12 protein-coding genes are annotated in these 16164 nt (G+C 35.8%); 4 read left to right on the top strand and 8 right to left on the bottom strand.

Annotated elements, in window-relative coordinates:
* Nucleotides 1–73 precede the first annotated feature (73 nt).
* A complete protein-coding gene (gene deoD / locus KCG49_RS13390; protein WP_218547201.1) occupies nucleotides 74–772 on the bottom strand; it encodes a purine-nucleoside phosphorylase in 699 nt (232 codons plus the stop codon).
* Nucleotides 773–799: 27 nt separating this feature from the next.
* Nucleotides 800–1462, bottom strand: a complete 663-nt coding sequence (deoC, locus tag KCG49_RS13385; protein ID WP_218547199.1) for a deoxyribose-phosphate aldolase — start codon at nucleotides 1460–1462, stop codon at nucleotides 800–802.
* Nucleotides 1463–1816: 354 nt separating this feature from the next.
* Between deoC and KCG49_RS13380 the strand changes: the two genes are divergently transcribed.
* Nucleotides 1817–2431: an OmpW/AlkL family protein gene (locus KCG49_RS13380; protein WP_218547198.1), complete on the top strand. Its 615-nt coding sequence runs from the start codon at nucleotides 1817–1819 to the stop codon at nucleotides 2429–2431.
* Between the two features lie 175 nt (nucleotides 2432–2606).
* Here the strand turns inward: KCG49_RS13380 and KCG49_RS13375 are convergent, their stop codons facing one another.
* From KCG49_RS13375 to clpB, 5 genes are all read right to left on the bottom strand, one after another.
* Complete coding sequence (locus KCG49_RS13375; RefSeq protein ID WP_218547196.1) at nucleotides 2607–3086, bottom strand: acyl-CoA thioesterase; 480 nt, start codon at nucleotides 3084–3086, stop codon at nucleotides 2607–2609.
* Between the two features lie 52 nt (nucleotides 3087–3138).
* Nucleotides 3139–3735: a TetR/AcrR family transcriptional regulator gene (locus KCG49_RS13370; protein WP_218547194.1), complete on the bottom strand. Its 597-nt coding sequence runs from the start codon at nucleotides 3733–3735 to the stop codon at nucleotides 3139–3141.
* Between the two features lie 75 nt (nucleotides 3736–3810).
* Entirely contained in the window at nucleotides 3811–4674 is an 864-nt protein-coding gene (locus KCG49_RS13365; protein WP_218547192.1) for a TraB/GumN family protein, read from the bottom strand.
* A 189-nt stretch (nucleotides 4675–4863) separates the two neighbouring features.
* The gene (locus KCG49_RS13360) at nucleotides 4864–5268 is read right to left on the bottom strand and encodes a hypothetical protein (protein ID WP_218547191.1); all 405 of its coding nucleotides are present in this window, start codon (nucleotides 5266–5268) and stop codon (nucleotides 4864–4866) included.
* A gap of 126 nt (nucleotides 5269–5394) precedes the next feature.
* Nucleotides 5395–8001, bottom strand: a complete 2607-nt coding sequence (gene clpB, locus KCG49_RS13355; protein ID WP_218547189.1) for an ATP-dependent chaperone ClpB — start codon at nucleotides 7999–8001, stop codon at nucleotides 5395–5397.
* Between the two features lie 281 nt (nucleotides 8002–8282).
* Between clpB and ytxJ the strand changes: the two genes are divergently transcribed.
* From ytxJ to KCG49_RS13340, 3 genes are all read left to right on the top strand, one after another.
* Complete coding sequence (gene ytxJ, locus KCG49_RS13350; RefSeq protein WP_218547188.1) at nucleotides 8283–8660, top strand: bacillithiol system redox-active protein YtxJ; 378 nt, start codon at nucleotides 8283–8285, stop codon at nucleotides 8658–8660.
* A gap of 160 nt (nucleotides 8661–8820) precedes the next feature.
* Nucleotides 8821–9600: a hypothetical protein gene (locus tag KCG49_RS13345; RefSeq protein ID WP_218547187.1), complete on the top strand. Its 780-nt coding sequence runs from the start codon at nucleotides 8821–8823 to the stop codon at nucleotides 9598–9600.
* Entirely contained in the window at nucleotides 9590–10072 is a 483-nt protein-coding gene (locus KCG49_RS13340; protein WP_218547186.1) for a hypothetical protein, read from the top strand. The genes KCG49_RS13345 and KCG49_RS13340 overlap by 11 nt, the downstream gene beginning before the upstream one ends.
* An 83-nt stretch (nucleotides 10073–10155) precedes the next feature.
* Here the strand turns inward: KCG49_RS13340 and KCG49_RS13335 are convergent.
* The coding region (locus tag KCG49_RS13335) for a DUF8693 domain-containing protein (protein ID WP_218547185.1) at nucleotides 10156–16164 on the bottom strand (6009 nt) is incomplete at its 5' end.

Genomic DNA, 16164 nt, shown 5'->3' with positions numbered 1-16164 from the left:
GAATGATAGATTAATACCCTCAAATATAGTTTAAGAAATACGGTTCTATTTTTAAAAGTATGTTAAATAAAGCTTAGGCGAGTTCTAGAGCAATCTCTATCATGTTCTTAAATGTCGTTTCGCGTTCTTTACTTGTGGTATGCTCTCCAGTTACTAAAGAGTCTGATACGGTAAGTATGGCAAGTGCGTTAGCATTGTGCTTTGCAGCTACAGTATAAAGTCCGGCAGCTTCCATCTCCACACAAAGTACACCGAATTTTGACCATTTTTTGTAGGATTCTATATCGTCCTCATAGAATTCGTCTGATGATAAAACATTTCCAGCTTTTATAGGGATATTTTTTGCTTTAGCGGCTTCAACAGCTTTCATAAATAACCCAAAGTCTGCAGTAGGAGCGTAGTCTGCACCACCAAAGCGTAATTCATTAACACCAGAAGTGGACGAGGCCGCCATAGCTAAAACCACGTCCCTTATTTTTACATGCTTTTGGTAAGAGCCAGCACTTCCAACTCTAATAAGATTTTTTACACCAAATTCTTTGATGAGCTCGTTGGCATAAATAGAAATGCTCGGAATCCCCATCCCTGTTCCCATGGTAGAAACACGGTTTCCGTTGTATAGACCTGTGTAACCATACATACCTCTAACTTCATTAAAGCATTGTGGGTTTTCAAAAAAAGTTTCTGCTATCCATTTTGCTCTTAATGGATCTCCAGGTAATAAAATAGTCTCAGCAATTTCGCCTTTTTTGGCTCCTATGTGTACACTCATGGTGTAAAGTTACGTAAAGTGTCTGAACTAATAGGTAGAAAACGATGTTTGATCGTTCATCATAGCTACGCCAGATGAAGCACCAATGCGGTGAACCCCAATTTCTATATATTTTAAAGCGGTCTCTGCATCTCGTATGCCACCAGACGCTTTAATCTTTAGATGGTCTTTAACACTTTTTTTCATGATTTTTACAGCAGTTAGCGTAGCTCCACTTTTTGAGAATCCGGTTGAGGTTTTAACAAAATCAGCTTTGGCATCTATACAGATTTCACAAGCTTTTACAATTTCATTCTTTGAGAGTTCACTGATTTCTAAAATCACTTTCAATGGCACTAAACCTATAGCGCGTTTTACATCGCTAATATCTTTTAATACGGCAACATGATTTTTACTTTTTAGGCGACCAATATTCATTACCATATCAATCTCAGATGCGCCCTGTTCTATGGCTTTTCTTGCTTCGTAAATTTTGGCTTCTGTTGACATGGCACCTAATGGAAAGCCAACAACGGTACAAATTTTCACATCAGATCTTCCCAAGGCTTGTTTGGCAATTGGTACATAAGAACTGTTGACACAAACAGAATAGAAATTGTATTTTAAAGCTTCTTCGCAAAGATTTAGAATATCTGCTTCGGTAGCAGTTGGACTTAATAATGTGTGGTCTATATATCTATTTAACTCCATGTATTATAAGTAGGGTTTTTAACAAAAAATTAGTTCTAGTAATTCCTTATAAAAGAGGGATTACAGACAAGATTTAATGTGTCTTAAGTTTTATTGGAATTAAATAGCTCGATAAAATTAATGATTTATCGGTTAAAATGAATGTTAAAACTTAATTTTTATTGTGCATTTCATCGAAAAACCAGATTCTACTGAGCTAAATAATTGTAAAACAAAGTGTTGTTTGAATTCATGAATTTGAAGAATTTAATCTACTACATACAAGTTTTTAAACTATGATTTTTATCAGTATTTAAGGTTTTTATTGCTCATACTTTTGTGGAAATTAAAACTATATACAAAACAAATAATATCATGAAAAAATTTCTATTGTTTACTTTACTAATTGGTATTTCTTTTAACATTAATGCCCAAGAAGACCAAACTACGGACGACTTTAACAGATGGCAAGCACGTTTAAGATTAATTTCTGTAATACCTTCACCAGGAGATGATTTAGCTGGTGCAGATGTAGATCTTAGTACTGCTTTTGTACCAGAATTGGATTTTACGTATTTCTTTACTAAAAATATTGCTGCTGAGCTTATTTTGGGTACGGCGAAGCATGAAGTTGAGATAGAAGATGGTGCTGATTTAGGTCATGTTTGGTTGCTTCCTCCAACATTAAACTTACAATATCATTTTTATGCCGGTGATTTTAAGCCTTATGTAGGTGCTGGTGTTAACTATACATTCTTTTATGGAGTTGATGAGGGCGATTTTGAAGATATAGAATATGACAATGCATTCGGCTTTTCATTACAAGCTGGTTTAGACTATAATCTAAATGATAAGTGGTTCTTAAACTTAGATATTAAGAAGCTATTTTTATCTACAGATGTTGAAGTTGATACTGGTGAAGGAAAATTACCAGTTGAAGTTGATATAGACCCATTGATTATTGGTGTTGGGGTTGGTATGAAATTTTAGTTGTAAACTAAATATTTCGTAGATAGAGACTGTCTGAAACAGTGTCATTCTCAAATAAAATTAAGAATATCATTACATTTCATTTATTGATTATTAGCTATGTAAGATTCTTTTCTTTTGGATGACAAATTAATTCTCACTTTTCAGACAGCCTCTTCTTTTTTGTAATATTCATCTACTTCTTGGCTCTTAAGCTTTTTAATCGATCTTCGAAAATAGTTGCATCTGTAGGATTAAAAATAGTATCAAAAAGAGCCATCATATCTTCAGAATGTGTTTCGCGTTTTTGAGTCATTAGGTTAAAGTGCACAAAACCACACCAAATTATAGCCTTTAAATGACTTTTATCTTCATTATACATACGCATTTCTGCCTTTAGATGACTGTGGTCAAAATATATGAGTTGAGATTCTATGGATACAGTTTCCATTAATAACGCTGGTTTTAAATACGCAATTTGGTTAGTGCTAGAAACCCAACTTTTGCCCTCCAGTTTTGCCATTTTATATATATCCATATCATAGTTTTTTATTAATTCATCTTCGCGATGGTTCATAAAATAGTCTGTGTATTTTCCATTATTTAGATGGTTAAAAGGATCGCAATCCTGAAATCTGATTTTTGTTTTGCTTTCTACAACCTTTGGTAAATTCATTTCTATATGGTTTTAAAATATACCAATCGGTATATTATTGGTTAAAAAAATATTAAGCTTTAAGTTCGTTGGTAATCATATCTTCAATTTGATTCATGGAATCGTTCATATAAAACTCATCATCCATGGTGTATGTCATAAAAATAGCCCCTTGTATCATAGAATCTAGCCGTTTGGCATATTGCATAGCGTTTATTTCGGTTGAAATTTCTCCTGCTTCAATACCATCTTCTATAATTGTGGCAACCTGATCTTGAATTCGTTCTATTACAACTCTGACTTTGTCCAACAATTCTGAATTCTGATTATTGGCATCCACACCAATGTTTAGAACTGGGCAACCACCATAAGTCTTACTAAGCTTATAATAATCTTTATAAAAATCTGCTATTAAGTAAAGTTTTTGAATTGGTGAATCACTTTTTGCTATGTGTTTAGCAATAAGTGACATAAGCTTTTTAACCGTGTGCTTAAATGCTGTAATAGCCAATTCTTCCTTGTTTTTAAAGTTACCGTAAATGGCACCTTTAGTTAGCCCTGTTGCCGAGGTTAAATCACTTAGGCTTGTCGCTGCATAACCATATCTATTAAATATTGGTGCTACAATCTCTAGAATGTATTGTTTTGTATGTTCAGATTTTGTGAGCATATGAGCAAAAATAGTAAAAATATACCAATCGGTATAATTTTGTAACTTTTTTTCAAAAAATATGGCGAATATAACTTATTCAGTAACAGGGGTTACAGTATATCCTGCTTTTCTGAGTAGCTTAATAACACCATTTTTTCCGGCCAAATGAGCAGCACCAACTCCGAAAAATGTGGGTTGTTCTTTGGCAAAGTCACCAATTTTAGCTACCCAATTTTTATTTCTGTTTTCGAGAAGTATGCTTTGATACTTGGATATTGAAACTTGATTTTTGTCAGTCATCATTTCCAACATTTCAGTGATATTTTCTTTGCTGTAAACCCTATACATTTTCGCAAATACCTTTCTATCGTATTCCATATTATCTTTTGCACTTCTGGCTAAGTCCTCTGCTTGTGCTTTATATGGTATATCATCAAATACTTTTAATTGTTCTTCAATGGTCTCTAAACCATTAACATCTTCACCTTGCTCTTTTGCGACATCAACCAACGCTTCTTCAAAAGAATTCGGAGTACTACAATCAATAAGTTTTGGGTATAGCATTGCAGTTAAGAAGAAAGGCTTAACATTTTCTAACATCTTAACTGGCATTCCCATTGTATTTTTGAATAGTGAATCTATAGCCATATAATCTTCTTCAGAAACGAAATCTTTTAGTGTTTTACCATCTTTCATATACATACCTTGCATCATTTTACTCTGCAAACTGGGATCATCCATATCTAATTCCAAAACAACCTGGGTCGTTTCATCTAGGGCTTTCTTTACATCATCTTCTAATGTGGCATCACAAGTAATATGAATTGTTCCAAAGAGGTAAGACGCTTTTTCTAAATTGTTACCTTCTATTTTCCAAAGTGTAGAGTTTTCAAGTTGTTGTGCATTGCTTAATATAAAAGATATTAATGCAAGACATACTAAACTATATTTTTTCATGTTATGTATATTGAATATCGAATTATTTGTAGCTCAATACGAAGATTTGTTACAAAAGGAAAGCAACACGTCTATAATCCGATAGCTTTTCAGATTTATTTCAGTGTTGCTTTAACCAACCAATCAATATAAAGACTGATTTAAAGCTAAATTGTTACAGTGGTTTGTATTCTTGTTTCTGGTAAGAATTTAATTGCTTGGTATCGTTTTCTTACTGTTTTCTTTTTCAATGATTTTGTGTACCCATTTTATGGCTTCACTCAAATTATCAAAAATGCCAAAAGGCTTATTGTAAAATTGGCTTTCGTATTTTGCGCTAGAACGCATCTTAGGTGTCGCGGGAATAATGGCTATAGCTACTAAATTAGAGATCTTTTCAGATTCTTTATAGACCAAGGGATTAACAGAATAAGAGGTCACTCTATTGGAAATATAGGCCATGTTTTTATTGCTGAAATGTTCTTCTAGGATAAGCTTAAATAGTTTGGTCTCCTCCATATCCACAGTCTCACCTTGTTTTACTTGCTTAATGAGAAAGTCATCGAATACAAAAACTTCTGCGTGGCCTATATCGTAGTAATGGAAGAATCCCATATATTATATTTTTTTTGGGTTGGTACTGTTAAGATATAAAAAAAGTAGATACAAAATAAATGCAGCACCTTTTTCCCAAGAAAAATTGGTGCTGCATTTCATCAACCAATCAAAAAAATATTTTAATTACAGTTCCTCAACTACAAGGTTGCCTTGATTTCTAAAGACAAGTTTGTGGTCAAATTCATCAAGCAAAATTATACTGTCTGTAGTAACTCTACCAGCCAATATTTCCTTGCTCAATTGGTTCAGTACTTCTTTCTGAATGATACGTTTAACAGGTCTTGCACCATATTCTGGATTGTAGCCCTTCTCAGCCAAATAAGCTTTAGCCTCTGGTGTGGCATCAAACGTAATACCTTGTTGTGCAATCATTTTAGTAACATTCTTGAGTTGAAGTCCAACGATATCCACAATGTTTTCTTTAGATAACGGAGTAAACATAATGGTATCATCAATTCGGTTTAAAAACTCAGGTCTTACACTTTGTTTTAGTAAACCTAGGACATCAACTTTCGCTCCCTCAATTGCAGTTTGTATATCTTTAGTCGCTTCAAAACGCTCTTGTATAATCTGACTTCCCATATTGGATGTCATAATGATTATGGTATTTTTAAAGTCTGCAATTCGTCCTTTATTGTCCGTCAATCTGCCTTCATCCAATACTTGCAATAAAATATTAAAGGTATCTGGATGTGCTTTTTCAATTTCATCCAATAAGACTACAGAATAAGGTTTGCGCCTTACAGCTTCGGTTAACTGTCCACCTTCATCATAACCCACATATCCTGGAGGTGCACCCACCAATCTGCTTACCGCATGTCGTTCTTGGTATTCACTCATGTCAATACGTGTCATGGCATTTTCGTCATCAAAGAGGTATTCAGCTAAAGCTTTAGCTAACTCTGTTTTACCGACACCAGTTGTACCCAAAAACAGGAATGTCCCTATTGGTTTTTGTGGATTTTGTAAACCCGCTCTAGATCGACGTACCGCATCACTAACTGCTTCAATAGCTTCTTCTTGCCCAACCACACGTTTATGCAATTCATCTTCAAGTTTAAGAAGTTTTTCACGCTCACTTTGTATCATTTTGGTTACAGGAATACCTGTCCATTTTGCAACGACATCTGCAATATCTTCATAAGTCACTTCCTCTTTAATTAGAGCCGTTTCTTGTTGCTCTGCTAATTGCTTTTGAAACGCTTCAAGTTGCTCAGTGGCTTCCTTTATTTTTCCATAACGGATTTCTGCAACCTTGCCATAATTACCTTCGCGCTCTGCACGTTCGGCTTCTAACTTATAGTTTTCAATGTCTTGTTTTATACTCTGAACGTTTTCCACTGTTTCTTTTTCAGATTTCCATTTCGCATTCAGTTCGTTACGTTCTTCCTTGAGGTTTGCTAAATCTGCTTTTAAAGACTTTAGTTTAGTTTCATCTTTTTCGCGTTTAATGGCTTCATGCTCAATTTCCAGCTGCATAATCTTACGATCCAGTACATCTAATTCTTCTGGTTTAGAGTTGATTTCCATACGTAATTTTGAAGCCGCTTCGTCCATAAGGTCAATCGCCTTGTCTGGCAAAAATCTATTGGTAATGTAGCGATTGGATAACTCTACAGCACCAATAATAGCTTCATCTTTAATACGAACTTTGTGATGCGTTTCGTACTTTTCTTTAATACCTCTTAGGATGGAAATAGCACTTTCTGTATCTGGTTCGTTAACCGTTACTTTTTGAAAACGACGTTCCAAAGCTTTGTCTTGCTCAAAATACTTCTGATACTCATCTAAAGTGGTTGCTCCGATGGCTCTAAGCTCACCACGAGCCAAAGCTGGTTTTAGAATATTGGCGGCATCCATTGCTCCTTGTCCACCACCAGCACCAACGAGTGTGTGAATTTCGTCTATAAAGAGTACAATATCACCATTACTTGTGGTAACTTCTTTGATGACAGCTTTAAGGCGTTCTTCAAATTCACCTTTAAATTTAGCGCCTGCAATTAGCGATCCCATATCCAAGGCAAAGATTTGTTTGTCTTTTAGATTTTCTGGAATATCGCCATCAATAATTCTGTGTGCTAAACCTTCGGCTATGGCTGTTTTACCGGTACCTGGCTCACCAACTAAAATAGGGTTGTTTTTGGTACGACGTGATAAAATTTGAAGAATACGACGTATCTCTTCATCGCGACCAATAACTGGGTCGAGTTTTCCATCACTGGCCAACTGGTTTAAATTCTTGGCATATTTATTAAGTGAATTATAGGTCTCTTCTTGACTTTGGGATGTCACTCTATCACCTTTGCGCAACTCTTCAATACTTGCATTTAGTGCTTTTTCGGTAACACCTTGGTCTTTTAAGATTTGAGCAATCTTACTTTTAGATTTAAAAATCGCCAAGATTAAATGTTCAATAGAGACAAAATCATCATTCATCTTCTTGGAAATGATCGATGCTTCATTGAGTGCTTTGCTGGCGTCTCTAGAAAGCATAAGGTCTCCACCAGAAACTTTAGCAAAGCTTTCGAGTTCTTTGTCTAAGATCTGTTGTAACATGGACACGTTAACATTCAGCTTTTTAAGCAAAAATGGTAATACGTTTTCATCAACATTAAAAAGTGCCTTAAAAATGTGCTCATTTTCTATTTGCTGATGGCCGAAACCTTGTGCAAGCTGCTGTGCTTGCTGTATGGCTTCTTGTGATTTAATGGTATAATTATTAAAATTCATAATGTTTATTTTCTTTTTGTCATTCAGAACATTAGTGAAGGATCTGGTTAGATTCCTCATTTTATTCGGAATGGCAATAGCATTGTTTTGTTATTGTGTTTGCTTATCTTTATTCAATAATCTTACCAAGACGAAATGGTAAGATAAAAACGACAAAATGTCTGCTCTAGTGTATTTTTACGTGACGTTTTGTCCTTTGTGTGTAAGGTAGAGGTAAGGCTTCGACTATGAATATAAATATGGATTCTCGTTTTCACGAGAACTTTAAAACGCGTTTTATAATGTTTAAGAAATTATTTGGTTCGTCAGAGCCTAAGGAGGAAAAAATATTACCGTGGATTGCGCTGAACAGTGTTGAACAACTCAACTCCATAGCAGAAAAATCCAAAACCAAGACACAGCTTATTTTTAAGCATTCTACACGTTGTGGTATTAGCCGTATGGTAATGGATCAGTTTGTATCTGCATATGACGTGGATGCCAATGCCGATTTGTATTACCTTGATTTATTGAGTTACAGAACTGTATCTGATGAAGTGGGCTATACATTTCAAGTGCTGCACCAATCTCCACAACTATTGGTAATTAAGAATGGAGTCGTGGTGGCGCATGCATCTCATGGTGGGATTAATGAGATGGATTTGGGTCGATTTCTTTAAAATACGTATCTATACGTATTGATTTTATAGTTGTGAAGGACTAGATTTGTTTAGCTATTGATATAAGTTATTCGAGCGGACTTATATTATTAAAGTTGTACAACATATTGCATCAAAACAAAAATCAACAGCTAATATGAATTAATTGTATCTTTGAAATGTGGAAAAAATTGGAGAAATAGAAATTCGAGTTGTAGGCAAATCTGGAAATCAAGATTTAAGTCCTGAGAACTACGATATTAAACATATTGCATCAATATTGCAAAATGTTGAGGATTTGCTATTTCCTACCAATAAAAAAGATAGACCAATTATCACCTACGATATTCAAGAGGGTTCTGTTCGACATTTTTTCAAAACCACTATTCAAACTGTAATTGGATTTAGTGCAGTTTTATCTCAAGTTCAGGCTAATGAATCAATCGATTTTCTCGAACTTAAAACTGCTCGAGCTATTGAGAATATTCAAAATTTGTCTCGCCAAAAAAATTATGAATTTCAAATAAAAACATCACTGAATGATAGTTATGAGTTAACTATAAACCCTAACACAAAATTTATTAGGACAGAGAACATTTGGGTTGATGCAGAATTTTATTTTTACGGTATTTTAAAAGATGCTGGCGGGAAAAGCAAAGCCAATATACATTTAGATACAGATGATTTCGGATACTTATCAATAGAAACTGGAGAAAAATTTCTAAAAGAAAGAGAAGAAAACCTACTATATAAAAAATATGGTGTTCGTGCCAAAGGCAAGCAAAACATTGAAACTGGGGAAATTGACACTAAATCACTTCAATTAATTGAGCTTATAGATTATCAACCGAAATTTGATAATGATTATTTAAATTCTCTTATCAAAAAAGCCAAGGATAGCTGGAAAAATGTTAATCCTGACGAATGGCTATTAAACTTAAGAGGTGGTTATGAAGCATAGTGTCTTATTAGATACAAGTTTTTTCATTAGGCTTCTAAACGATGAAGACCCACTTCATTCAAATGCAGTTGGATATTTCAGATACTTTTTGGAAAATGATATTGTTTTAAAAGTCTCAACAATTTCAATTGCAGAATACTGTGTACTTGGAAATTTAGAAGATTTGCCTTTAAAAAATATTCAAATTGCTCCTTTCAATTTAAAAGAAGCCGAAAAAACAGGACAATTTGCGAACATAATCTTTGCGGAAAATAAAATCAGTGAAGAAAAATTAACGCCACGTGCTATAATTCCAAATGATTCTAAGCTCTTTGCCCAAGCTGATTTAGATAAGTCAGTTACATATTTTGTAACATCTGATATTCGCTCCAAAAATACTCTTGCATTATTGAAAAAAGGAACTAACCCAAAATTTGAAATTATTTCGATTGACATTCCTTTTACAGAAACATTTGGTATTTTAGACCTGTGAAAATATATTGCACAACAACGACTGTAATTCATTACGGCCAAAATTCCGAGTAGGAATTTCAAGCCTTTTTGATTAAGGTAAAATCAATACTTAACGATAAGTTTTTTGTTTAGTGTTCCTTTATTGGTTTCTACCTTTAAGATATAATTACCTTCAGATACTTTCTCGACAGGGATCTTAAATGTGTTGCTTGTTGGCAGACTATTGGCATTCCAATTTCTAACGGTTTGCCCTAGTATATTAATTAATGCCATCTGCTTTACTTGCATAGATAATGGTAGATTCACATAGATTTCATTGGTACTTTGCAGATAATTTACCATCACTCGGTCAAGTTCTTCTTCAATTGTGGATAGCGAGTTGTCTTCTTGGAATACCAAATAAAATCTATTGCTATAGTTTCCTGTTTCGAGATGTTTTTGGAAGTTAGCATCATTAATTCTTGTATAACTACCATTTAGAGCATCAAATATTAAGACGTCGATGGTGTCTTCAAAATTTTCAAGTGCATGCAATGCTATTTCAATGTTTCCGCCACTGGCCAAATCTATATCTAAAGGATAACTTTTTGTATCGTCAAATGTACTTACACCTTGGATAACGAATTTTTCTCCTTCAATATTAAATGACATATCATTAGGGAAATGATCTTGGTTGATACCATCATAGCCATAGTCAATCCCGTCTGTTGCACTATCATTGTCCATAAAACCAATTACGATATGCCTTATAGCATTTTCTGGACTTATAAAATCCAATCTTATGAATTTGTCATCATCAAGACCTTGCTCTGTATTTGTCTCCACGTTTGACTCGTGATTCGGTCTTAGGAATACCGAGTTGGCTCCTAGTTCTTTTACAAATGTACGTTGGCTATTTCTAAAGGTAATGTTTCCACCTGTAGCATTTCCGGTTACAAAGAAGCCTTGAGCTACTGGTACATAACGTCCTGGGATTTTATTGGCACTTCCTTCTCCGTTAATCTCTGGTGGAGAAACGGCTGGTATACCCGTAGTTAAATTACGTGCGGCATAACCACCTTCGTAAGCTGATAAGTTGTGCGAGCTATTTGTTGCTGCATGCTCCCAAAAGTACAAGGTGCCATCTGCCAATACGCCACTATTATCTAATATAAATGCATTGGCATCTATTGCAGAAGGATATGGGTTACCTACTAATGCCTGATAATCTGGAGTGACAGGCGAGGTAATTGTACCATTATTTGGTTGTCCGATAAAAGTATAATTTTGATCTGCTGATGAACTACCACTACCTTTCATGGAAAAGCCCAAACCAACAGGTATGTTTTGGTTTTCGTCAATAAAATTCCAATCGGCTATGGAATTCTCAGGATAATTTTCATATAAGTACAACCATCTTCTACTTAAGGTTATAGGGGTTGTCAATGGATTGGCATTATTAGCATCCGTCCAGCTTAACGGTTGCGGATTTGTAGCTGTAGTACCATCATTTAATACATTTCCTATACTATAATTAGAACCATTGTTGCTCACTGGTGATGCCCAATAATTATAATTATAAAGGTTGGATGTTCCTTGTTGATCACGTTCTAAACTACCACTACCAGAATAATCTACGACACTTCCCAATGGTTGCAAAAGCTGAGACTGACCGACAAGGTCTAGTGTTCCATCTATTTTTAAATATGTATCAATAGTCAATGACTGGTCATAGGTTATTGATAGTTTATTGGCATCTACAAGCATGCTGGCTACTTGTATTGCTCTGTTTGCAGAGACATTGTGCTGTGACACAACAATATTCCAAGTTTGAGCTAAGCCGTTAATACTATTTACTGCTGAATTGGGTAATTGCTGTAGATTCCCATTTTCCCAAGTATTTGTGTTATCCCAAGCACCATTATTTGCTGTAATATATGGAATTGGTGCAGTTTCAGTTTGTGTAGTCGTCATTTTACTTAATTTGCCATCAACTGGTGAAACTGTAGAAATATCTTGCAAAATACCATTGGCGAGGACTGTTTGAGGACCAAATCGCATTTGATAGTAGCCAATGAGATTATTCCATTGTAAACCTGAAATGTCAAAGGGAACAACAACACCTCTTACATTTACTCCATTGGCTTCAATCTCTTGATTCATCATTTCTCGAATCTGATCTACAGATAACTCCGTATTCCAGAAGCGAACTTCATCAATATTACCATCAAAATAGTTTATGGCTAAATCATTGGTCGTATCCATTGCAGCAATTAGTGCTTTGTTGGTGTTCGACGTAGGAGATGCCCCACTGTTATTAGTCTGTACCACAAAACCATCAATGTATAATGTATAGGTGTCAGAGCCATTAAATGTCACGGCCAAATGATACCATTTTGTGTTGTTCATGGTTTGTGTTGAGAACATACTTTGGTTATTCCAACGGAAAAATAATCGGTTGTTGATTAAACTTAAATCATAACCTGAGCTGAGGTTAGTACTATTTCGTTTAGAAACTATAGTTTGTGTCCCTGTTACGATATCGGGTTTTACCCATGCTTCAAAACTAAAAGCTCCAGTGTCTAAGCCATAGTTATCCCCAAAAATTAAACTATCATCAAAACCATCAAAAACAAGTCGATCTCTACAATCAGGTATTTCTAGGGTCATTGTGTCTACATCGTTAGTGCAAGCGCCTGTGTTTGTAGCTTCCCATTGTAAGGTATAGATTTCACCACTTTCGCCAGTAAATTCTGTGTTGTATGATGTAGCATCTGCAAAATAATAGCTGTTTGTTGGCTGTCCTGATATGACACTCCATAGTCCTACTACATTATTTGCCGCTAATTGAGTTGTTGTTTTAGAACAATTAGATCTTACCCTATCTACTCCGGCATCAGCTGTAATATAGGTAGATATATCCATATCTAAAGTTTCTGTTACAGCATCACACGGTCCACTTGGGTCATCTGTGGTAAAGGTAAAGGTTGTAAGTCCAGTTGTTGATATGGTATAAGCGGCAGTTGCTGTATTTCCAGTAATTGTTGTTGCTATTGGTGTACCGCTAATACTCCAAGTACCTCCAGTAGCTGCACCGCCTATAATAGCTTCTAAATTAATTGTACCTTCTGTTTCACATACAATTGAGGAAGGGGGATTTGTGATATTGACTGTAGGTGCTTCATTGACAACAATAGTTCCTGAAGCTGTTTTTGGTGTACCACAAGTACTACTCGTAGAAATGGTATATGTAAATGTTCCAAATTGTGTTGGAACGCCATTGATTCTATATTCCTCGCCATCAAAACTTGTTTGTACGCCTGTTGGTAGTGTGTTGTTTGGAAAGGGGCCTGTTCCAACTGGTGTACCATCTAACCACCATTGAATATCTGCTCCGTTACTAGCTCCGCCTACAGCGTAGGTTATATCATCAAAAGCTGTATCCTGACATACTATTTGCTCATCATCCGTATAATCAGGAGATGTTAAAATGATAAACGGATCTAAAGTACTAAAGGATATGTCGTCCAATCCAAAATCAATACCTGTAGCTGAGTTGTTTAAATTTCGTATTTCAATATCGATGGTTTGCGGTCCTGGTGCGTTTGGAGATGTCCAACTTCCGTAAAGTCGTGTCCAGTTGTCTGATCCAGGATTGTTGTTATTTGGACGTGTGGGCAAACTTACAGGAGTACCTACATTGGTTCCATCGATGTTAAATGTTAATTGTGCTGTTTGGCTATCGTCATTTAAACTCATTCCCCAAACAGCAAAATAATATTCGGTGTTTGGTTCTATGGTAACTTGTTGTCTCCAAACTACAAGCGTGTTTCCATGACCATTTATCGCCATAAAGTTACTTGCAGCATCTCCCGTACGGTCATTGCCCCAAAATGAGGGGTTAACATCATTACCGTTGGTTGTTACGGAATAACCATTAGTGCCAGAATCATCGACTAGCTCATTATTTCCTGCGACATCAGGGTAATAGGTATAATCTGAAGTAAAGCCTACGTTACCTTGAGAGAAGTCTCCATTTGTAACAAGTTCTGTGGCAATATTGATGGTTGCAGAAGAAGTACAACCACTAGGTGCGGTTGCAATGACTTGATATGTGCCAGCCGTATCTACATAAGCAGTGGCAGATGTATTGCTATGGCCTCCATGTGTATAATCTGAGTCACCAGGATTTGGATAAGTAATAATCCATTGATATGTAGTGCCAGGAATTGAAGACATAGCCGTGATTTCTACCTCATTGTTATGAGGTGCACTGGGACAGTAATTCGTAGAAAACGAAATTTCTGGTGCAGGATTTACATTTACCGTTATTGTTTCTGAAGCAGGACAACCATCAATACTTGTAACTGTGACCTCGTATTCTGTGGTTACGTTAGGTAATACTGTAATTTGAGAATTGTCTGTAAAAGCTGGTAAGCTTGATGTGTCACCAGATAAAACAGACCAGTTGTACACAAAACCAGGGCCATTTACAGAAGCTCTAACTTGAAAATTATCTATTTTAACATCAGGATTTGTTTGGTTACTATAAGTTCCGAAAGATGAAGTGTAAGTCGAACCATCGTCTACACTTAATCTGATTTGTAAGCTATTTGGGTTGCTCAATCCCGATAAAGTACGATTAAATCTTTTATACGAAGTTGTCCCTGCACGTAAGCTTCTTGAGCCAGCTGAAGACCAGGTTGCACCATTATTGGTACTGAACTCTATTAAAATTCTTTTGTCTAGTCCTCCAGCTTCTACACGTTTTGAATCGAAATATACTTCAAAGGTATCGTAATTTGGTAGGGAAGGACCTCCTAAAGTAAATATCAATTCACCATCATCTGGTGCTCCACCTGGATCATTCGTGGCGTCAACAAATCCATCTTGCCAATCATCTCTTACGGTTAACGACTCACCTGCAATGTTGGGTGCAAATGCAGGAGGGTTGCTTACACCTCTTCCGCTTTGGGTGCGATCAAAAATAATGTTGGGACTATTTAAAGAACTTGTAATTCCTGACGCTTCTTGACCGTTTAAGCTTCCATAATCATTACCTGAATTAAAGTTGTAGTTAACAAGTACAACATCTGTAGAGCCAGCTCCAGCGCCAAACACCGTTGCTGTCAAAATACTATCATCACCTTCACATACTGTATCTGGTGAAGCTACAACAGCATCTATTTGAGGTACTTGCAATATTTCAATAAATGCTGACGTTGTGTTACATCCTGTAGATGAATCGGTAAACGTGAAATTTACATAACCATCACTAATACCAGTGATAACACCTGCATTAGTAATAGTAGCAATTCCAGTATCACTACTTGACCATGTACCACCAAATGAAGGAGATAATGTATGTGTCTCATCTACACATAGCTCATTGTCTGTTGGTAGGTTGGAAATTATAGGTAGTGCATTTATGGAAACACTATTCGTTGTACTGCTGCAGCCTGTTGCGCTATTTGTGAATGTGAATGTCACATTTCCACTTGCGACAGAAGTAATTAATCCAGAATTATCAACAGTTGCAACTGTAGGATTATTACTTACCCATGTACCGCCAGTATTTGGCATTAAGTTTCCAGTATCTCCTATACAAATTTGTGAAGGTGAAGTTACTACTGGTAATGATTCTACTGTTACCGTAATTGTATTACTTTGTTTTGGTAGTGTACAAGCCGATAAACCTGATTGCATTCTCACAAAGATGTCATGGTCCCCAACAGCTAAAGTGGTGATGGGTGTGAAATTTGGACTGTTATTTCCAAAAGAAACATTGTCGATAAACCATTCATATATTGGTGAAGCACCACCATCAAATGGAGTAGCAGTAAAAGATATAGTGTCGTTGTCACAAATAATATTATCACTATCATCTGATACTATACTTACCGTTGCATTGGCTGCAGGATCAATTACTGTTACGTTAGCTGTACAGGTTGATAAATTATTCGAAGTATCACGAACAAATAATGTGACTGTATTGACGCCAAGATCAGAACAATTGAACGTAGTCTGATTTAAAGTTATAGATGAAATTCCGCAGTTGTCCGAGGACCCGTTGTCGATGTCCGCTGGAAGTATCGAGGCGTTTCCTGTGGCATCGAGCTGAACGGTTATGTT

The organism is Winogradskyella luteola (genome assembly GCF_019203985.1).
GTDB classification, from domain to species: domain Bacteria; phylum Bacteroidota; class Bacteroidia; order Flavobacteriales; family Flavobacteriaceae; genus Winogradskyella; species Winogradskyella luteola.
Note: the sequence above shows the minus strand (reverse complement) of the source record. Positions and strands in the feature narration are given on the sequence as shown.

What these genes read in the sequence shown, in the direction of transcription:
- deoD (WP_218547201.1), bottom strand. Translation starts at nt 772, where the DNA reads ATGAGTGTACACATAGGAGCCAAAAAAGGCGAAATTGCTGAGACTATT.
- deoC (WP_218547199.1), bottom strand. Translation starts at nt 1,462, where the DNA reads ATGGAGTTAAATAGATATATAGACCACACATTATTAAGTCCAACTGCT.
- KCG49_RS13380 (WP_218547198.1), top strand. Translation starts at nt 1,817, where the DNA reads ATGAAAAAATTTCTATTGTTTACTTTACTAATTGGTATTTCTTTTAAC.
- KCG49_RS13375 (WP_218547196.1), bottom strand. Translation starts at nt 3,086, where the DNA reads ATGAATTTACCAAAGGTTGTAGAAAGCAAAACAAAAATCAGATTTCAG.
- KCG49_RS13370 (WP_218547194.1), bottom strand. Translation starts at nt 3,735, where the DNA reads ATGCTCACAAAATCTGAACATACAAAACAATACATTCTAGAGATTGTA.
- KCG49_RS13365 (WP_218547192.1), bottom strand. Translation starts at nt 4,674, where the DNA reads ATGAAAAAATATAGTTTAGTATGTCTTGCATTAATATCTTTTATATTA.
- KCG49_RS13360 (WP_218547191.1), bottom strand. Translation starts at nt 5,268, where the DNA reads ATGGGATTCTTCCATTACTACGATATAGGCCACGCAGAAGTTTTTGTA.
- clpB (WP_218547189.1), bottom strand. Translation starts at nt 8,001, where the DNA reads ATGAATTTTAATAATTATACCATTAAATCACAAGAAGCCATACAGCAA.
- ytxJ (WP_218547188.1), top strand. Translation starts at nt 8,283, where the DNA reads ATGTTTAAGAAATTATTTGGTTCGTCAGAGCCTAAGGAGGAAAAAATA.
- KCG49_RS13340 (WP_218547186.1), top strand. Translation starts at nt 9,590, where the DNA reads ATGAAGCATAGTGTCTTATTAGATACAAGTTTTTTCATTAGGCTTCTA.